Origin of the sequence: Stenotrophomonas sp. EMP41 (assembly GCF_047495535.1) — a bacterium.
In the GTDB taxonomy this organism is placed as follows: domain Bacteria; phylum Pseudomonadota; class Gammaproteobacteria; order Xanthomonadales; family Xanthomonadaceae; genus Stenotrophomonas; species Stenotrophomonas sepilia.
The window spans coordinates 1,221,273-1,239,357 of the sequence record NZ_CP179923.1; the positions used below are offsets into that span (position 1 = coordinate 1,221,273).

Annotated in this window: 22 protein-coding genes; 19 read left to right on the top strand and 3 right to left on the bottom strand. The window is 66.9% G+C overall.

Features of this window, described 5'->3' with window-relative positions; all coding sequences use genetic code 11:
• Positions 1 to 71: 71 nt before the first annotated feature.
• From ACMGRF_RS05610 to truD, 10 genes are all read left to right on the top strand, one after another.
• Positions 72 to 305 (top strand): hypothetical protein, encoded by a 234-nt coding sequence (locus ACMGRF_RS05610; protein ID WP_049435736.1) that lies wholly within the window; start codon positions 72 to 74, stop codon positions 303 to 305.
• 400 nt (positions 306 to 705) lie between these two features.
• On the top strand, positions 706 to 2,370 hold the full coding sequence (locus ACMGRF_RS05615; protein WP_180880476.1) for a CTP synthase: 1,665 nt from the start codon (positions 706 to 708) through the stop codon (positions 2,368 to 2,370).
• 89 nt (positions 2,371 to 2,459) lie between these two features.
• A complete protein-coding gene (gene kdsA, locus ACMGRF_RS05620; protein WP_010485995.1) occupies positions 2,460 to 3,290 on the top strand; it encodes a 3-deoxy-8-phosphooctulonate synthase in 831 nt (276 codons plus the stop codon).
• Positions 3,287 to 3,634 carry a hypothetical protein gene (locus tag ACMGRF_RS05625; RefSeq protein ID WP_049412798.1) on the top strand — a complete coding sequence of 116 codons (348 nt, stop codon included), beginning with the start codon at positions 3,287 to 3,289 and terminating at the stop codon, positions 3,632 to 3,634. The genes kdsA and ACMGRF_RS05625 overlap by 4 nt, the downstream gene beginning before the upstream one ends.
• The gene (locus ACMGRF_RS05630; RefSeq protein ID WP_111191464.1) at positions 3,634 to 3,963 is read left to right on the top strand and encodes a hypothetical protein; all 330 of its coding nucleotides are present in this window, start codon (positions 3,634 to 3,636) and stop codon (positions 3,961 to 3,963) included. Before ACMGRF_RS05625 ends, ACMGRF_RS05630 begins: the two co-directional genes overlap by 1 nt.
• Before the next feature lie 96 nt (positions 3,964 to 4,059).
• Positions 4,060 to 5,352, top strand: coding sequence for a phosphopyruvate hydratase (gene eno, locus ACMGRF_RS05635; protein WP_005409002.1), 1,293 nt, complete (start codon positions 4,060 to 4,062; stop codon positions 5,350 to 5,352).
• A 4-nt stretch (positions 5,353 to 5,356) separates the two neighbouring features.
• Entirely contained in the window at positions 5,357 to 5,710 is a 354-nt protein-coding gene (gene ftsB / locus ACMGRF_RS05640; RefSeq protein ID WP_005416028.1) for a cell division protein FtsB, read from the top strand.
• Positions 5,707 to 6,405, top strand: coding sequence for a 2-C-methyl-D-erythritol 4-phosphate cytidylyltransferase (ispD, locus tag ACMGRF_RS05645; RefSeq protein ID WP_414485697.1), 699 nt, complete (start codon positions 5,707 to 5,709; stop codon positions 6,403 to 6,405). The genes ftsB and ispD overlap by 4 nt, the downstream gene beginning before the upstream one ends.
• Before the next feature lie 34 nt (positions 6,406 to 6,439).
• Positions 6,440 to 6,937, top strand: a complete 498-nt coding sequence (gene ispF, locus ACMGRF_RS05650; protein WP_180880481.1) for a 2-C-methyl-D-erythritol 2,4-cyclodiphosphate synthase — start codon at positions 6,440 to 6,442, stop codon at positions 6,935 to 6,937.
• The gene (gene truD / locus ACMGRF_RS05655; protein WP_049412795.1) at positions 6,934 to 7,965 is read left to right on the top strand and encodes a tRNA pseudouridine(13) synthase TruD; all 1,032 of its coding nucleotides are present in this window, start codon (positions 6,934 to 6,936) and stop codon (positions 7,963 to 7,965) included. The genes ispF and truD overlap by 4 nt, the downstream gene beginning before the upstream one ends.
• Before the next feature lie 70 nt (positions 7,966 to 8,035).
• Here the strand turns inward: truD and ACMGRF_RS05660 are convergent, their stop codons facing one another.
• Complete coding sequence (locus tag ACMGRF_RS05660) at positions 8,036 to 8,575, bottom strand: Smr/MutS family protein (protein WP_049412793.1); 540 nt, start codon at positions 8,573 to 8,575, stop codon at positions 8,036 to 8,038.
• Positions 8,576 to 8,784: 209 nt separating this feature from the next.
• Here ACMGRF_RS05660 and surE point away from each other — a divergent pair, with 209 nt between their 5' ends.
• From surE to ACMGRF_RS05680, 4 genes are read left to right on the top strand one after another with little or no spacing between them, the layout of a single operon-like run.
• Positions 8,785 to 9,564, top strand: a complete 780-nt coding sequence (gene surE, locus ACMGRF_RS05665; RefSeq protein WP_049412791.1) for a 5'/3'-nucleotidase SurE — start codon at positions 8,785 to 8,787, stop codon at positions 9,562 to 9,564.
• Positions 9,561 to 10,238, top strand: a complete 678-nt coding sequence (locus ACMGRF_RS05670) for a protein-L-isoaspartate(D-aspartate) O-methyltransferase (RefSeq protein ID WP_049412789.1) — start codon at positions 9,561 to 9,563, stop codon at positions 10,236 to 10,238. The genes surE and ACMGRF_RS05670 overlap by 4 nt, the downstream gene beginning before the upstream one ends.
• 18 nt (positions 10,239 to 10,256) lie before the next feature.
• Positions 10,257 to 10,871, top strand: a complete 615-nt coding sequence (locus ACMGRF_RS05675) for a YqaA family protein (protein WP_005416033.1) — start codon at positions 10,257 to 10,259, stop codon at positions 10,869 to 10,871.
• Positions 10,868 to 11,650 (top strand): peptidoglycan DD-metalloendopeptidase family protein, encoded by a 783-nt coding sequence (locus ACMGRF_RS05680; RefSeq protein ID WP_180880484.1) that lies wholly within the window; start codon positions 10,868 to 10,870, stop codon positions 11,648 to 11,650. The genes ACMGRF_RS05675 and ACMGRF_RS05680 overlap by 4 nt, the downstream gene beginning before the upstream one ends.
• 168 nt (positions 11,651 to 11,818) lie before the next feature.
• On the opposite strand, the gene ACMGRF_RS05685 is transcribed toward ACMGRF_RS05680, so the two are convergent.
• A complete protein-coding gene (locus ACMGRF_RS05685; protein WP_180880486.1) occupies positions 11,819 to 12,193 on the bottom strand; it encodes an Mth938-like domain-containing protein in 375 nt (124 codons plus the stop codon).
• A gap of 13 nt (positions 12,194 to 12,206) precedes the next feature.
• The gene (gene yhbY, locus ACMGRF_RS05690) at positions 12,207 to 12,512 is read right to left on the bottom strand and encodes a ribosome assembly RNA-binding protein YhbY (protein ID WP_004152868.1); all 306 of its coding nucleotides are present in this window, start codon (positions 12,510 to 12,512) and stop codon (positions 12,207 to 12,209) included.
• Between the two features lie 65 nt (positions 12,513 to 12,577).
• Between yhbY and rlmE the strand changes: the two genes are divergently transcribed.
• The 5 genes from rlmE to miaA all read left to right on the top strand — a co-directional run bounded on the left by rlmE (position 12,578) and on the right by miaA (position 18,028).
• Entirely contained in the window at positions 12,578 to 13,210 is a 633-nt protein-coding gene (rlmE, locus tag ACMGRF_RS05695; RefSeq protein ID WP_005409014.1) for a 23S rRNA (uridine(2552)-2'-O)-methyltransferase RlmE, read from the top strand.
• A 69-nt stretch (positions 13,211 to 13,279) separates the two neighbouring features.
• Complete coding sequence (gene ftsH, locus ACMGRF_RS05700) at positions 13,280 to 15,214, top strand: ATP-dependent zinc metalloprotease FtsH (protein WP_005416038.1); 1,935 nt, start codon at positions 13,280 to 13,282, stop codon at positions 15,212 to 15,214.
• A 102-nt stretch (positions 15,215 to 15,316) separates the two neighbouring features.
• Positions 15,317 to 15,502 carry a hypothetical protein gene (locus ACMGRF_RS05705; RefSeq protein WP_049412782.1) on the top strand — a complete coding sequence of 62 codons (186 nt, stop codon included), beginning with the start codon at positions 15,317 to 15,319 and terminating at the stop codon, positions 15,500 to 15,502.
• Between the two features lie 676 nt (positions 15,503 to 16,178).
• Positions 16,179 to 17,075: a dihydropteroate synthase gene (gene folP / locus ACMGRF_RS05710; protein WP_049412877.1), complete on the top strand. Its 897-nt coding sequence runs from the start codon at positions 16,179 to 16,181 to the stop codon at positions 17,073 to 17,075.
• Positions 17,075 to 18,028: a tRNA (adenosine(37)-N6)-dimethylallyltransferase MiaA gene (miaA, locus tag ACMGRF_RS05715; protein WP_414485698.1), complete on the top strand. Its 954-nt coding sequence runs from the start codon at positions 17,075 to 17,077 to the stop codon at positions 18,026 to 18,028. Before folP ends, miaA begins: the two co-directional genes overlap by 1 nt.
• Positions 18,029 to 18,085 lie beyond the last annotated feature (57 nt).

The window sequence follows — 18,085 nt, forward strand, 5'->3', positions numbered from 1 at the left end:
AGCCGCTGGAATCTGAACGCCGGCGGCCCCGTTGGGTCTGAACGTCCAAGCCATACCGCGAGGAGGACCTCATGAAGAAGTTGCTGACCATTGCGATCCTGGCCGCTGCCGCCGTTGCAGTGCCGCTGGTGGTGGCGCAGAACGCCGGCCAGCCGGCCCCGCAGCAGGGTGACCAGGCCGACAAGGCGCAGGCCGAGGCCGATGCCAAGGCCAAGCGTCGGGCCCAGGCCAATGCCCAGATGAAGGCGCAGGGCCAGCCGGCCCCGCAGCAGGAAGAGGAAGAGGAAGCGCGCAAGAAGCGCTGATCCCGCAGCCTGCCAGGCGCCCTTGCGACAAGGGTTGCGCTCCGGAACGCCCCGCTCAGCGGGGCGTTTCTTTTTAGGAACGTGGCGTCTGCCCCTTGGGTTGGCGGCCATCAATCTGTAAACTATGGCTTTCCGGGAGTAAGTGCGTGTCCACCCTTTGCGAATGGGCTGGAGCGGCCAAGCGTGGCTTCCAGCATGGCGGGTCGCAGGTGACGGTCGATTTGACCGGCACGGTCGCCCCGACCTCGCACGATGGTTCCCGTCCGGCGCCTGCTGCCGCACGGATCCGCACCTCCCTCGCTGCCACAGCGAACCGGAAAACCCCCTCTGAGCACCATGCCCGCCCTCCGGGTGCGCGAGGTGCTGCCGTTTTCCATTTCCAGACAGGATGCTTGCAGCCATGACTCCCTTGATTTTCGTAACCGGCGGCGTGGTGTCCTCGCTCGGCAAAGGCATTGCCGCCGCGTCGTTGGCCGCCATTCTCGAAGCCCGTGGCCTGAAGGTCACGATGATGAAGCTCGATCCGTACATCAACGTCGACCCGGGCACCATGAGCCCGTTCCAGCACGGTGAGGTCTATGTCACCGACGACGGCGCGGAGACCGACCTCGATCTGGGCCACTACGAGCGCTTCGTGCGCACCCGCCTCAGCCGCAAGAACTCGGTCACCACCGGCCGCATCTACGAGAACGTGATCCGCAGGGAGCGCCGCGGCGACTACCTGGGCGCGACCGTGCAGGTCATTCCGCACATCACCGACGAGATCCGTCGCTGCATCGACGAAGCCACCGAAGGCTACGACGTGGCACTGGTCGAGATCGGCGGCACCGTGGGCGACATCGAGTCGCTGCCGTTCCTGGAGGCGATCCGCCAGGTGCGCACCGAACGTGGCCCGGAGAAGGCGCTGTTCATGCACCTCACCCTGGTGCCGTACATCGGCGCCGCCGGTGAGCTGAAGACCAAGCCGACCCAGCACTCGGTGAAGGAGCTGCGCTCGATCGGCATCCAGCCGGACGTGCTGCTGTGCCGCTCCGAGCAGGCGGTGCCGGATTCGGAGCGCCGCAAGATCGCCCAGTTCACCAACGTCTCCGAGCGCGCGGTGATCAGCGTGCCGGACGTCGACGTGCTGTACCGCATTCCGTCGGGCCTGCATGCACAGGGCCTGGACGAAATCGTGGTCAACCAGCTGAAGCTGGCCGACAAGGCTGGTCCGGTCGATCTTTCGATGTGGGAAGACGCGGTCGACGCGACCCTGCACCCGCTGGATGAAGTGACCATCGCCGTGGTCGGCAAGTACGTCGATCACCAGGATGCCTACAAGTCGGTCGGCGAAGCACTGAAGCACGGCGGCCTGCGCCAGCGCACCAAGGTCAACCTGAAGTGGCTGGAAGCACAGGACCTGGAAGGCACCGACATGGCTGCACTGGCCGATGTCGACGGCATCCTGGTACCGGGTGGCTTCGGTGACCGCGGCTTTGAAGGCAAGGTGCTGACCTCGAAGTTCGCCCGCGAGCAGCAGGTGCCGTACTTCGGCATCTGCTACGGCATGCAGGCGGCAGTGGTCGATTACGCGCGCAACGTGGTCGGCCTGGAAGGTGCCAACAGCACCGAGAACGATCGCCAGTCGCCGAACCCGGTGATCGGCCTGATCACCGAATGGCGCACCGCCAGCGGCGATGTCGAGAAGCGTGACGACAAGAGCGACCTCGGCGGCACCATGCGCCTGGGCCTGCAGGAGCAGCGCCTGAAGCCGGGCACGCTGGCCCGCGAGCTGTACGGCAAGGACGTGGTCGCCGAGCGCCACCGCCACCGCTACGAGTTCAACAACCGCTACCGCACCCAGCTGGAAGATGCGGGCCTGGTGATCGCCGGCAAGTCGATGGACGACACCCTGGTGGAAGTGGTCGAGCTGCCGCGCGATGCCCACCCGTGGTTCCTGGCCTGCCAGGCGCACCCGGAATTCCTGTCCACCCCGCGCGACGGCCATCCGCTGTTCATCGGTTTCATCCGTGCCGCGCGCGAGCGCAAGGCCGGTGGCAAGCTGCTTTCCGAAGCGCGCGCCTGACTTGTGAATGGGGGCTTCGGCCCCCATCCTGCATGCTTCAACCCCCAGCGCACCGGCCCGTCCGGTGCTGCGGACAACAAGGAAACGCCATGAAACTGTGTGGATTCGAGGTCGGGCTGGACCAGCCCCTGTTCCTGATCGCCGGCCCCTGCGTGATCGAGTCGATGCAGCTGCAGCTCGATACCGCCGGCAAGCTGAAGGAGATCACCGACAAGCTCGGCGTCAACTTCATCTTCAAGTCCAGCTTCGACAAGGCCAACCGCACTTCGGGTACCGCATTCCGCGGCCCGGGCATGGAAGAGGGCCTGAAGGTCCTGGCCGAAGTGAAGAAGCAGATCGGCGTGCCGGTGCTGACCGACGTCCACGAGTACACCCCGATGGATGAGGTGGCCTCGGTGGTGGACGTGCTGCAGACCCCGGCGTTCCTGGTCCGCCAGACCGACTTCATCCGCAAGGTGTGCTCGGCCGGCAAGCCGGTCAACATCAAGAAGGGCCAGTTCCTGGCGCCGTGGGACATGAAGCCGGTCGTGGAGAAGGCCAAGGCCACCGGCAACGAGCAGATCATGGTCTGCGAGCGCGGTGCCAGCTTCGGCTACAACAACCTGGTCAGCGACATGCGCTCGCTGGCGGTGATGCGCGAGACCGGTTGCCCGGTGGTGTTCGACGCCACCCACTCGGTGCAGTTGCCGGGCGGGCAGGGCACCAGCTCCGGCGGCCAGCGCGAGCACGTGCCGGTGCTGGCCCGTGCCGCGGTGGCGGTGGGCATCTCCGGCCTGTTCGCCGAGACCCATCCGGATCCGTCAAAGGCCCTGTCCGATGGTCCCAATGCGTGGCCGCTGGACCAGATGGAGGCCCTGCTCGAGACTCTGATGGAACTCGACGCGGTGACCAAGAAGCACGGCTTTTCGCGCTTCGCGTGAGTCGTGACCCGTGGGTGGCGCTGGAAACCCAGCGTCACCGCCGGCACTGGAGACAATGGCCGTGGGGCCTGATCGCGCTGGGGCTGTCCGTGGTGTTCACCGTGGGCATGTTCTGCCTGGTACTGATCGGTGCTGCGTCGGTGCGGCCACCGGGTGATGGCAGCAGCGCGCTCGATCTTCGGGCGTATTTCATTGCGCTTGTGGTCGGAGAGCTGCTGGCCAGTGCAGGATGCGTCGCTTCGGCTGTGCTGGCCTGGCGATTGAACCGTGGCAAGGTGCCGGCAGGGCTGGCGATCATCCTGCTTTCTCTGTGGATCGGCACCCTGTTCTACGGATGGCTTTGATGAATGCGACCCCATCGGCGCGCGGCTGGCCCTGGGGCCTGATCGCGCTGGCGCTGTCCGCGTTGACCTGGATGGCCCTGGTGGTGGGCGTGCTGGCCTTCACCGCCGGCTTCCGGCCGCCCGGGGACGGAAACAACGGCGTACAGGCCACCCAGTGGTGGCTGCTGGGCGCGCTGGTCACGATGGTGCTGTGCTTTCTCGGCAGCCCGGTGGCGATGGTGTTGGCCTGGCGACGGCGACGTGGCCCCATCCTTGCGGCGATTGCCGGTGCATTGCTGGTGATGCTGGTCTCGCTGGTCCTTATCGTGATCGGGTCCAGCTGGGGCTGATGCTGGCCACGCCATTTGGCAAGTGGCGGGCAGCCGGGGATAATCACGCGGCATTCGTTTTGTCGCCCCCTCTCCAGACAGGTAACCGGCCCGACCATGAGTACGATCCGCAGCATCCACGCCCGTGAAATCCTCGACAGCCGTGGCAACCCCACGCTGGAAGCCGAAGTCATCCTGGAGGACGGTTCGTTCGGTCGCGCCGCGGTTCCCTCCGGTGCCTCGACCGGCACCAAGGAAGCGGTCGAGCTGCGTGACGGCGACAAGACCCGTTACCTGGGCAAGGGCGTGCGCAAGGCCGTCGACAACGTCAACACCACGATTGCCGCCGCGCTGAAGGGCTTCGAGGCCACCGACCAGGCCGGCCTCGACCGTCGCCTGATCGACCTTGACGGCACCGAGAACAAGGGCCGCCTGGGTGCCAACGCGCTGCTGGGTGTTTCGATGGCCGCCGCGCACGCCGCCGCCGCATCGAACAAGCAGGCGCTGTGGCAGTACCTGGCCGCCAGGACCGGCGTGACCCCGTCGCTGCCGGTGCCGATGATGAACATCATCAACGGCGGCGCGCACGCCGACAACAACGTCGACTTCCAGGAGTTCATGGTGCTGCCGGTGGGCTTCACCTCGTTCTCCGAAGCACTGCGCGCTGGTACCGAAATCTTCCATTCGCTGAAGTCGGTACTGAAGGGCCATGGCCTGAGCACGGCGGTGGGCGACGAAGGCGGCTTCGCGCCGGACTTCCGCAGCAACGTCGAAGCGCTGGATACCATCCTCGAAGCGATCGGCAAGGCTGGCTACACCGCCGGTGAGGACGTGCTGCTGGGCCTGGACGTGGCCTCCAGTGAGTTCTTCGAGAACGGCAAGTACAACCTGGTCGGCGAGAACAAGCGCCTGACCTCCGAGCAGTTCGTCGACTTCCTCGCCGACTGGGCCGCGCAGTACCCGATCATCACGATTGAAGACGGCCTGGCCGAGAACGACTGGGCGGGCTGGAAGCTGCTGACCGACCGCATCGGCAAGAAGGTGCAGCTGGTCGGCGACGACCTGTTCGTGACCAACCCGAAGATCTTCCAGGAAGGCATCGACTCGGGCACCGCCAACGCGATCCTGATCAAGGTCAACCAGATCGGCACCCTCAGCGAAACCCTGGAAGCGATCGCCATGGCCGACCGCGCCGGTTATGCCGCCGTGGTCTCGCACCGCTCGGGCGAAACCGAAGACACCACCATCGCCGATATCGCAGTGGCCACCACCGCCACCCAGATCAAGACCGGCTCGCTGTGCCGCAGCGATCGCGTGGCCAAGTACAACCAGCTGCTGCGCATCGAGGAAGCCCTCGGCGCCGGCGCGCGTTACGCCGGTCGTGACGCGTTCGTTTCGCTGAAGCGCTGAGCCGATGCGCGACTGGCGCTGGATGCTGCTGGTGCTGGCGCTGTTGCTGGGCTGGCTGCAGTACCGCTTCTGGTTCGGTCCGGGCAATTCGGGTGAAGTGATGATGCTCGAAGCCCAGGTCGCCAACCAGGAGCGGGACAATGAGGGTCTGCAGCAGCGCAACGACGCGCTGGCCGCCGAAGTGAAGGACCTCAAGGAAGGCCAGTCCGCCATCGAGGAACGCGCACGCAGCGAGCTGGGCATGATCAAGCCCGGCGAGAAGTTCTACCGCGTGGTCGAGGATGCGCCGGTCCGTCCGGCGCAGCCCGCTGCAGGCGTCACTGTCCAGGCCGGCGATCACCCGGCGGACGTGCCATGAGCGCGGCGATCTGGGTGGTGGTTCCGGCCGCCGGCCGTGGCGCCCGCTTTGGTGCGCCGCTGCCCAAGCAGTACCTGCAGGCGGGCGGGCAGATCCTGCTCGCCCATACCCTGGACGCGCTGCTGGCGCATCCGGCCGTGGCCGGCGCAATGGTGGTGATCGGCCAGGACGACGCCGACTGGCCGGGCTGGAGCGAATGGGCCGGCAAACCGGTACTGACCTGCATGGGGGGCGCGACCCGTGCCGCCTCGGTGCTGGCCGGGCTGCAGGCACTGCCGGACTCGGTGCGCGCCGATGAGTTCGTGCTGGTCCACGACGCCGCGCGCCCCAACCTGTCGCTGGCCGATCTTGGCCGCCTGCTTGAAGTCGGGCGTGCCGATCCGGTCGGGGCGATCCTGGCCGCACCGGTGCGCGACACCCTCAAGCGCGCGGGCGACGACGGTGGCATCGATGGCACTGAACCGCGCGAGCGGCTGTGGCGTGCACTGACACCGCAGCTGTTCCGCCGCCACCAGCTCAGCCGCGCGCTGTCCGACGCCGCTGCCGCCGGGGTCGAAGTCACCGACGAGGCCATGGCCATGGAGCGCCAGGGCCAGCGCCCGCTGCTGGTGGAAGGCAGCGAGGACAACTTCAAGGTCACCACCCCGGCCGATCTGGACCGGTTCGAATTCGTACTTTCCCGCCGCGCCGGCTGACCGTCCGCGTGGCCCTGTTGCAAGGGTTGCATCCATGAGCACCGCACCGTTCCCGCCCGTCCGCATCGGCCAGGGCTACGACGTCCATGCCTTCGGCGAAGGCGATCACATCATGCTTGGCGGGGTGAACGTGCCGCACAGCTGCGGCGTGCTGGCGCACAGCGACGGCGACGTGATCCTGCACGCCTTGTGCGATGCGATGCTCGGGGCGCTGGCGCTGGGCGATATCGGCCAGCATTTCCCGCCGAACGATGATCGCTGGAAGGGCGCCGACAGCAGCGATTTCGTGCGCCATTGCGACAGCCTGCTGCGCGAGCGTGGCTGGCGCGTTGGCAACACCGACATCACCGTGATCTGCGAGCGGCCGAAGGTTGGCCCGCATGCGCTGGCGATGCGTGAGCGCATTGGTGGGTTGCTGCAGCTGCCGCTGGACGCGGTCAGCGTCAAGGCCACCACCTCGGAGAAGCTGGGCTTCACCGGCCGCGGTGAAGGCATCGCCGCGCAGGCGGTCGTGTTGCTGGTGGCGGCATGATCCCGCTGCCGTTGGCATTTGGTGCGCCGCTGTTGACGGCGCGCATCCGCACCACGCCAGACGATTTCCAGGTGGATGAACTGCCGGCCTTCGAGGCCACCGGTGAAGGCGAGCACCTGTTGCTGCACATCCGCAAGCGTGGCGCCAACACCGTGCATGTGGCCAAGCTGCTGGCCAAGTGGGCGGGCCTGCCGGAAATGGCGGTGAGTTACGCCGGCATGAAAGACCGCCACGCGGTCACCACCCAGCGTTTCAGCGTGCACCTGCCCAAGCGCATTGCGCCGGACCTGGCCGAGCTGACCAGCGACGAGATCGAAGTGCTCGAAGCGACCTGGCACAACCGCAAGCTGCAGCGTGGTGCACTGGCCGGCAACCGCTTCAGGCTGGTGCTGCGCGACGTGCAGGGCGACGCTGCGGCGATCAGCGAGCGCCTGCAGCAGATCGCCGGGCGCGGCCTGCCGAACTGGTTTGGCGAGCAGCGCTTCGGCCGCGACGGCGGCAATGTGCCTGCGGCATTGGCGATGTTCGGTGGCCGCCGCATGCGCAAGGACCAGCGTTCGCTGCTGCTGTCGGCGGCCCGCTCGGCGCTGTTCAATCGTGTGCTCGCCGCGCGCGTGGAGCAGGGCAACTGGGATCAACCGCTGGACGGTGAAGTGTGGATGCTCGATGGCAGCCGCAGCGTGTTCGGCCCCGAGCCCTACACCGACGTGCTGGCCGAGCGCCTGGCGCATTTCGACATCCATCCCAGTGCGCCGCTGTGGGGCGAAGGCGAGTTGCGCAGCGCCGATGCGGCACGCGAGCTGGAGCTGGCCGCGCTGGACGACGAGGAGTCGAAGGCGCTGCGCGCTGGCCTGGAAGACGCGCGCCTGAAGCAGGAGCGCCGCGCGTTGCGCCTGCGTCCCGCGCTGCTGCAGCACCAGTGGCTGGCCGACGACGTGCTGGAACTGTCGTTCGCGTTGCCGCCAGGCTGCTACGCCACCGCCGTGCTGCACGAACTCGGCCCCGTCGAAGACGCCTCGCAGGCCTGACAGAAAAAGGGGACGGAGGGAATTAAGTCGTTTGTGCCACAAACGACTTAATTCCCTCCGTCCCCTTTTTTCAACGCCGCGCCAGCAACACCAGCACCGCGCCGGTGCCGCCTTGTCCGGTCGGCGCCGAATGGAATGCCAGTACGTCGTTGCGCAGCCGCAGCAGGCGGTCGACCAGGTTCTTCAGCACCGGTGCGCCGCCATCGGACTGCAATCCCTTGCCGTGGATGATGCGCACGCAGCCATACTCGTGTGCATGGGCTTCCAGCAGGAACTGGCGCAGCAGCGTCTCCGCCTGCGCGGCGGTGGCGCCGTGCAGGTCCAGCTCATCCTGCACCGAATACTGGCCGCGCTTGAGGCGCTGGAACAGGCGCGGTGGCAGGTTGTCGCGGCGATAGCTGGCCACGTCGCCCGCTTCCAGCGGCGTACTGTCGCGCAGCAGCCGCGCAAACTCGCCCGCGGCGTCGGCCTCGTCGCGTTCGGCCATGCGTGCGCGCGGCTTCGGCCGGGGCGCAGCAGGCGCCGGTTCGGCATCCTTGCGCAGCGGCGTCACTTCACCGATGGCCGCACGGAACAGTGCGGCGGGATCTTCGTCTTCAGGGGGCGACATGCGCACAGGGTAAACCGCCGGCGCGGGTCTGCCTATGACGGTTCGATGTCGGTCGTGACCGCCGGCAGGGTAGGACCGGCGGCTCGCATGCGGCACAATAGACGATGCCCTTGCAGGGTCGACGGCTTCCGCAGGGGAGTACGACGGTCCCGCCCACACTGCACGGTGACGGAATCGAATTCTTGGAAAATCAAGCGGTTAAATCGAAGATGCGAATCCTGGTCAGTAATGACGATGGTGTCGACGCCGCAGGCATCCGGATGCTTGCTTCGGTCCTGCGCGAGGCCGGACACGAAGTCACGGTGGTCGCGCCTGACCGCGATCGCTCCGGTGCCAGCAACTCGCTGACCCTGGACCTGCCGATCCGGCTCAAGCGCATCGACCATTACACCGTCTCGGTGGCTGGCACGCCGACCGACTGCGTGCACCTGGCGCTGACCGGCCTGCTTGAATTCGAGCCGGACATCGTCGTGTCAGGCATCAACAACGCCGCCAACCTCGGTGACGACGTGATCTATTCCGGCACTGTCTCGGCGGCAATGGAAGGTCGCTTCCTCGGCCTGCCGGCCGTGGCGGTCTCGCTGGTTACCCGCAACCACGATCCGAAGCACTTCGACACTGCCGCGCGGGCCGCGGTGGAGATCGTCGCCCGGCTCAAGGCCGATCCGCTGCCTGCCGACACCATCCTCAACGTCAACGTGCCGGATCTGCCGTGGAGCGAGGTCAAGGGCTTCGAGGTCACCCGCCTCGGCAACCGCCATCGTGCCGAAGGCTGCATCGCGCAGAAGGATCCGCGCGGCAACGACGTGTACTGGATCGGCCCGGCCGGCCGTGAGCAGGACTCCGGCCCGGGCACCGACTTCCACGCGGTGCGCACCGGCCACATCTCGATCACGCCGATCCAGGTGGACCTGACCCGCTACCAGGCGCTGGAGAAAGTGGCCAGCTGGGTGGGCGGCCTCAGCGCCGCGCTGGACCGGCCGGCATGAGTCCACGCCTGCGACTGCAGCCGGAAGCTGTCGGCATCGGCATGACCTCGCAGCGCGTGCGTGACCGTCTGGTCGATCGCCTGCGCGAAGCGGGCATCGTCGACGAGTCCACCTTGAACGCAATCCGGGTAGTGCCGCGGCATCTGTTCATCGATGAAGCACTGGCCTCGCGTGCCTATGAGGACACCGCGTTGCCGATCGGCCATGGCCAGACCATCTCGCAGCCCTGGGTGGTCGCCCGGATGACCGAGGCAGTGCTCCAGGTCGCGCCGAAGCGCGTGCTGGAAGTCGGCACCGGCTCGGGCTACCAGGCCGCCATCCTGGGCGCGCTGGGCCTGGAGGTCTACACCGTGGAGCGTATCGGTGACCTGTTGCGGCAGGCACGCAAGCGCTTCCGCGCACTGGGCATGAACATCCGCACCAAGCATGACGACGGTCGCGCCGGATGGGCCGAGCACGGTCCGTTCGATGCCATCGTGGTCACCGCTGCCGCGCCTGCACTGGTCGATGAACTGGTCGGGCAGCTGGCTGAAGGAGGGCGCCTGGTGGCGCCGGTGGGTGGCCCGGGCGGACAGTCGCTGGTGCAGCTGGACCGCAAGCCCGATGGCGGCATCGAACAGCGCGTGCTGGCGCCGGTCACGTTCGTGCCGCTGCTGTCTGGCATGCTCGACTAATCCACGGAGCAGGGTTGCATGAAGATTTTCGGGCCGCTGTACGAGCGGGCGATGAAGTGGGCAGCGCACGAACGCGCGCCGACCTACCTGACGGTATTGAGTTTCTTTGAAGCGATCATCTTCCCGGTGATGCCGGAAGTGATGCTGGCACCGATGTGCGTGGCCCAGCCCAAGCGTGGCTGGTGGTTCGCCACCCTCAGCCTGGCTGGCTCGATGGTCGGCGCGCTGGTTGGTTACGCGCTGGGTCATTACGCTTTCGAGGCGATCAAGCCGGTGTTCGAGGCGCTGGGCATGCTTCCGGCGATCGAGCAGGGCATCACCACCGTGCAGGCGAAGATGGCTGAATCGCCGTGGGCGGTGTTCACCTTCCTGGTGCTGGGCGGCTTCATGCCGATCCCGATGAAGGTCTTCACGTGGGCATCGGGTATCGTCGGCGTACCGATGCCGCAGTACCTGTTGAGCATGTTGATCGGTCGTGGCAAGCGCGTGTTCGTGCTGGCCGCGGTCATCCGTATCGGTGGTGCGCGTGCCGAAGCGGCGCTGCGTCGCTGGATTGAACCGCTGGGCTGGATCGCCACCGTGCTGGTGGTGGTGCTGATCGCCTGGCTTGTATGGAGGTCGAAGTTCGCATGAATCCTGATCGTCTGAGCAAGGGAGTGCGCATCGGCGCGCTGGCGTTGCTGGTTTCCACACTGGCCGCCTGCGGTACCGCCACCGTGGTCCGCCCGGGCGGCGGCAACGCCGGCGGCGTGGCCACGCCGAAGACCTCGGTACCCAAGCCCGGGCAGACCGTGGTGGTGCGCAAGGGCGACACCATCTATGCGCTGGCCCGCATCCATGACATCACCCCGGCCGACCTGATTGCCTGGAATCGTCTGGACAACCCGTCGACCATCTATCCCGGCCAGGTGATCCGCCTGTATCCGCAGGGGCCCACCAGCGGCCGTGCGCCGACCACGGTGGTCACCCCGCCGCGTTCGGCTGGCAGCAGTGGCGGCAGCACCGCGCCGGCCCCGGCGCCGGTCGGGCCGGTGAAGAGCAACATCGCCTGGCGCTGGCCGGCCGATGGCGCGATCGTCGGCCGCTACGTGGCCGGTGACGCGACCAAGCAGGGCGTGGACATCGCCGGCACCAGCGGCCAGCCGGTCAAGGCAACCGCCAACGGTGTGGTGGTGTACTCCGGTGCCGGCCTGGTCGGCTACGGCGAACTGATCATCATCAAGCACAGCGACCAGTGGCTGTCCGCCTATGGCCACAACCGCAAGCGCCTGGTCAATGAAGGGCAGAGCGTGAAGGCTGGCGAGCAGATCGCCGAAATGGGCCGCACCGGTGCGAACCGCGACATGGTCCACTTCGAGATTCGCTACAACGGCAAGCCGGTCGATCCGCAGCAGTACCTGCCGGCACGTTGACGCGGTTGGAACAGGGAGCGCCGGGCCATGCCTGGCGTTCCTGACCTGTAGAGCCGGGCCATGCTCGGCTGCTTTTCGCTGGCAAACGACGACGCCCGAGCATGGGCTCGGGCGCTGCAGAATCTGTGTGATCCAGGGGAGCCCCGGGCCATGCCCGGCGGCGCCACCTCAGCCTTCCAGAATGAAAGCAGCCGCGACCTTGCGGCCTTCGCCGGCCAGGATGTTGAAGGTGCGTGCGGCGGCCGGATTGTTCATCACTTCCAGGCCGATGCCACGCGACAGGCAGGCGGCCATCACCGCCGCGGGCGGGAACACCTGACGGTCACCCGTGCCCAGCACGATCAGCGCCGGGTTCAGCGCCAGGATCGGCTCCAGGTCCGCCAACTGCAACGCAGCGGCGTTCGCCACCGGCCAATGCGCGACCAACTGGTCCGGGGTCAGGAAGAAGCTTCCTTCCAGCACCTGGTCATTGACCTTGGCCGAGCGGCCATCGGCGGCGCGCAGGCTGTAGGCGTAGTCGGGCGGTTCGTGGTTCAGCTGCATGACGGTGGGGCGATCAACCGCGCGGCAGCACGATCTGGCGCTGTTCCTTGCTCGGGCGGTACAGCACGGCGACGTGGCCGATACGCTGCACCAGCGCGCTTTCGGTGGCTTCGACGATCTCGCCGATCATCACGTCACGGGCGTCGCGATCCTCGGCAGCGACCTTCACCTTGACCAGTTCGTGGCGCTCCAGCACTTCGTTCAGCTCAGCGATGAAGGCCGGGGTCACCCCCTTGCCGCCGGTCTGCAGCAGGGCCTTCAGGTCGTGGGCTTGGCCGCGCAGGAAACGGGTCTGGGAAGCGGTCAGGGCGATGGACATGCAGGAAAACACGGTTGAATGGGGCGATCAGGGTATCATGAGGACCCCATCAGCCCCTATTTTCAATGGCTACCCGCAGCAAAAGCAGCCAGCGCTGGCTCAAGGAACACTTCTCCGACCCCTTCGTGAAGAAGGCGCAGGCCGAAGGCATGCGCTCGCGCGCCGCCTACAAGCTCGAAGAGCTGCTGGAACGTGACCGGTTGCTGAAACCCCACATGGTAGTGGTCGACCTCGGCGCGGCGCCGGGTGGCTGGTCTCAGCAGGTTCGGAGACAGATCGGCGACACCGGCCGCGTGCTGGCCCTGGACATCCTGGACATGCCGCCACTGGCCGGCGTGGAGTTCCTTCATGGTGACTTCAGGGAAGAAGCCGTCCTATCGCAGTTTGAAGCCATGCTCGGGGATCAGCCGGTAGACCTTGTGCTGTCGGACATGGCCCCCAATAAGAGTGGTGTGGGCGCGGTCGACCAGCCGCGGATGATGCACCTGGCGGAGCTGGCCCTGGATTTTGCCGACAACCACCTGAAGACCGGTGGGGCGTTCCTGATCAAGCTGTTCCAGGGCGAGGGCTTTGACGACTACGTGCGCGACATGCGCCGCCGGTACGACAAGGTCTCCATCCGCAAGCCGGAAGCCTCGCGAAAGCGCTCTCCCGAGGTATATGCCTTGGGTCAGGGAAAACGCGCCCACATGAAGTAAGCTCGCAATGTACGCGAGTTCGACCCCCACGCAACGCCAGCACTGAGAGGAACACCGGAGCCAATGAGGATGAACGACTTGACCAAGAACCTCCTGCTATGGGTGGTCGTCGCCGTCGTGCTGATGGTGGTCTTCCAGAGCTTCTCGCCGAAGTCCTCCGGAGCCGGCGCGCAGGGTGCGTCGTACTCGCAGTTCCTGGACCAGGTGGACAGCGGCAACGTGCAGAAGGTCGCCTTCGGCGGCGACATGCGCGGCGGCACCAGCCAGCTGACCTACACCACCCGCGGCGGGCAGACATCCACCATCACCGCACCGTTCGATCGCGACCTGATCAACGTGCTGCGCACCAAGAACGTGGAGATCGTGCAGGAGGAGCCGTCCAGCGGCATCTCCCTGGGCGCGATCCTGATGAATTTCCTGCCGGTCATCCTGATCATCGGCTTCTGGTTGTTCATCATGCGCCAGATGCAGGGCGGTGGCGGCGGTGCCAAGGGCGCGATGTCCTTCGGCAAGTCGCGCGCCAAGCTGCAGGGCGAAGACCAGATCAAGGTCACCTTCGCCGACGTCGCCGGCTGCGACGAGGCCAAGGAAGAAGTGGGCGAGCTGGTCGACTTCCTGCGCGACCCGTCCAAGTTCACCAAGCTCGGTGGCAAGATTCCGCGCGGTGTGCTGATGGTGGGCCCGCCGGGTACCGGCAAGACGCTGCTGGCGAAGGCCATCGCCGGCGAAGCCAAGGTGCCGTTCTTCTCGATCTCCGGTTCGGACTTCGTGGAAATGTTCGTCGGCGTCGGCGCCAGTCGCGTGCGTGACATGTTCGAGCAGGCCAAGAAGCACGCCCCGTGCATCATCTTCATCGACGAAATCGACGCCGTCGGTCGCCACCGTGGCGCCGGCCTGGGCGGCGGTCATGACGAGCGCGAGCAGACCCTGAACCAGCTGCTGGTCGAAATGGATGGCTTCGAAGGTGGCGAAGGCGTGATCGTGATCGCCGCGACCAACCGCCCTGACGTGCTGGACCCTGCGCTGCTGCGTCCGGGCCGTTTCGACCGCCAGGTCGTGGTCGGCCTGCCGGACGTGAAGGGCCGCGAGCACATCCTGAAGGTCCACATGCGCAAGCTGCCGCTCGCCGACGATGTCGAGCCGATGGTGATCGCGCGTGGTACCCCGGGCTTCTCCGGTGCGGACCTGGCCAACCTCTGCAACGAGGCGGCCCTGTTCGCCGCGCGTGGCAACGAGAAGGAAGTCCGCATGGACCACTTCGACCGTGCCCGCGACAAGATCCTGATGGGTGCCGAGCGCCGCTCGATGGCCATGAGCGAAGAAGAGAAGACCCTGACCGCCTACCACGAAGCCGGCCACGCCATCGTCGGCCGCCTGGTGCCCGAGCACGACCCGGTCTACAAGGTCACGATCATCCCGCGCGGCCGTGCGCTGGGCGTGACGATGTACCTGCCGGAAGGCGACAAGTACTCGATGAACCGCGTGGCGATCAAGTCGCAGCTGTGCTCGCTGTACGGTGGCCGTGTGGCCGAGGAGCTGATCTTCGGTGCCGACAAGGTCACCACGGGCGCTTCCAACGACATCGAACGCGCCACCAAGATGGCCCGCAACATGGTCACCAAGTGGGGCCTGTCCGACCAGCTCGGCCCGATCGCCTATGGCGAAGAGGATGACGAGGTGTTCCTGGGCCGTTCGGTCACCCAGCACAAGAGCGTGTCCAACGACACCGCGCGTCGCATCGATGAGGAAGTGCGCAAGATCCTCGACGAAGCCTACGCGCGCACCACCGAGCTGATGACGGCCAACCTGGACAAGCTGCACGCGATGTCCCAGTTGCTGCTGCAGTACGAGACGATCGACGCGCCGCAGATCGACGCCATCATGGAAGGCCGCGATCCGCCGCCGCCGGCCGGCTGGAGCAAGTCGAACAAGGATGGTGGCAACGACAAGGGCGGCGACGCCCGCCCGCTGCCGCCGATCGCAGGCCCGGCCGAATCGCACTGACGGCCCGCTGCGCGTGACACCAGACGAGGCCGGGGCAACCCGGCTTCGTCGTTTCCGGGCTACCGGCCCATTCCGAAGAACCGATCTGACGCTGGAGCCCGCATGTCCGCCCCGAAGCCCGAACCGATTTCCCACACCGCCGAAATGGTCATCGCCACCGTGGTCGGCGTGGGTGTGGGCCTGGGAGCCGACAATCTGCTGCTGGGCTGCGTGGTGGGTATTGGTGTCGGCATCGTGCTGAGCATCGCCAGGACCCTGTACGTGGACCGCAGGCGCCGGCGCCGTTGAGGGGTATCGACAGGGCTGTGCCCTGCACCCGTGGCAGTGCCGGCCGCTGGCCGGCAACCTCAGCAGCAACAGCAACAGCAACAGCGGGCTTTCCGTAGCATGGCGGGGCGGTGTCGGAGTGCGGGGACGCCGCAAGTACGTCCCTGTAGGCTTGGCAGCCGCATCCATGCGGCTGACACCCCGCAGTCCGACACCGCCCCACCTCTGACAGATTCCGGCCGCTGTCGGTAGGTGTCGACCTTGGTCGGCACGGTGGATTCACGCCATGCGTGGATGAATCTCTGTCAGATATCGAAATCAATATGGGGTCAGATCCGTTTTCCTCCGGAAAACGGATCTGACCCCGATATTCGTTCCAACAGATCGCGGAAATCTGTCGAAGGCGGGGTGGGTCCGGTTGCGGGGGCGTGAGCCGCATGGGCCCGAGGCATGCCTCGGGCGGGTTGGGCAGGACTCCCAACCCCGGTCTTGCCGTGTGCGCAGGACAGCGCACACGAGCAAGCGGCGACCGAGCTTACATGGACGTACTTGCAGCGGCCCCCGCAACCGGACCCATCCCGCCATTCTTCAGTGAACCCGCTGTTGCTCCGGCTGTTGCTGTAGCTCTGGCCTCTGCGGGTGCAGGGCGCCGCCCTGCCGAACTAAACTACCCGCCGTTGTCCCTGCAGGATTGCCCATGTTCGATACCTCGCCCCAGCTCGATTGCGCCGGCCGCATCCTGCGCCTCGACCGTGCCCGGGTCATGGGCATCGTCAACGTCACCCCGGACTCGTTTTCCGATGGTGGCGCGCACGACACCACCGAGGCCGCAGTCGCTCATGGGCTGAAGCTGGTCGAGGAGGGCGCGGACCTTCTCGATATCGGCGGCGAATCGACCCGCCCGGGCGCCACGCCGGTATCGGTCGAGGAGGAGCTGGGCCGGGTGATTCCGGTGATCGAGCAGCTGGCGGTCCGGACCCACGTGCCGATCAGTATCGACACCTTCAAGCCGGAAGTGATGCGTGCGGCCGTGGCCGCTGGCGCCGGCATGATCAACGACATCTTCGGCCTGCGCCAGGAGGGGGCGCTGGACGCCGCCGCGGAAACCGGCGTGCCGGTAGTGCTGATGCACATGCAGGGCGAACCGGGCCACATGCAGGCCGATCCGCACTACGACGATGTGGTCGCCGAGGTGCACGGCTTCCTGGTGCAGCGCCTGTTCGCTGCCGAGATGGCAGGCATCGCGAAGAAGAACCTGCTGATCGACCTCGGTTTCGGCTTCGGCAAGACCACCGGCCACAACATGACCCTGCTGGCGCGTTCGGAGCGCTTCCTGGAACTGGGCGTGCCGATGCTGGCCGGCCTCTCGCGCAAGCGCAGTCTCGGTGAACTGACCGGTCGCGATACGCCGTCCGAGCGGGTAGCGGCCTCGGTGGCCGCGCACCTGATCGCAGTCCAGCGTGGCGCGCGCATCGTGCGCGTGCATGACGTGGCGGCCACCGTTGATGCGCTGAAGATCTGGCAGGCGGTGGAAGCCGTACCGACGCCGCGCGCCGACGCTGCGCCGACGATCCGCTGGCCGGACGAAGACTGATGGCTATCGATCGGCGGCCACTGGCGATCGCCGTGATGGGGCCGACCGCCAGTGGCAAGACCGCCACTGCGATCGCCCTGGCACGGCAGCTGGGTGGGGAAATCGTCAGCGTCGACTCGGCACTGGTGTACCGCCACCTGGACATCGGTTCGGCCAAGCCCGATACGACGGAGCGCGCGCAGGCGCCGCACCATCTGCTGGACCTGCGCGATCCCTGGCAGACCTACTCGGCGGCCGAGTTCGCCGCCGATGCCGGGCGGGTCGTGGCCGACATCGTGGCGCGTGGCAGGACGCCGATCCTCGCCGGTGGCACTGGCCTGTATTTTCGGGCGCTGCTGCAGGGCCTGTCGCCGATGCCGGAGGCCGACCCGGCAATGCGCGAAGCGCTCAGCGCCGAGGCGGCCGAGCGTGGCTGGGCGGCACTGCACGCCGAGCTGGCCAAGGTCGACCCGGCCGCCGCCGCACGCATCCATGCCACCGACCCGCAACGCATCCAGCGGGCGCTGGAGGTCTATCGCCTGACCGGTATTCCCATTACTGAATGGCAGCGCCGGCCGGGTGTGGCGCCATTGCCGGTGCGCACCCTCAAGCTGATCCTGGCCCCACGCGACCGGGCGGTTCTGCACCAGCGCATCGAGGCGCGCTTCGATGCCATGCTGGGGCAGGGCTTTCTCGACGAGGTGCGAGCATTGCGCGCGATGCCGGAAATGGCCGCCGTGGCGGCGCCCCTGGACCTGCCGGCCGTGCGCGCGGTCGGCTATCGCCAGGCCTGGGAGTATCTGGACGGGGAGGGGGATGCCGTACGTTTCCGTGACAGGGCGATCTTCGCCACCCGGCAGCTGGCCAAGCGCCAACTGACCTGGCTGCGCGGCGAGCTTGATGCGCGCTGGTTCGACCCCCATATCGACCACGAGCGCCTGGCCGGCGCGGTGTCGACCTTCGTCGCACGCTGAATCCCCGCCAGCCGTGTAACATCCATCGGTCGGCGGGCGGCTCGGGGGCCGCGGCAA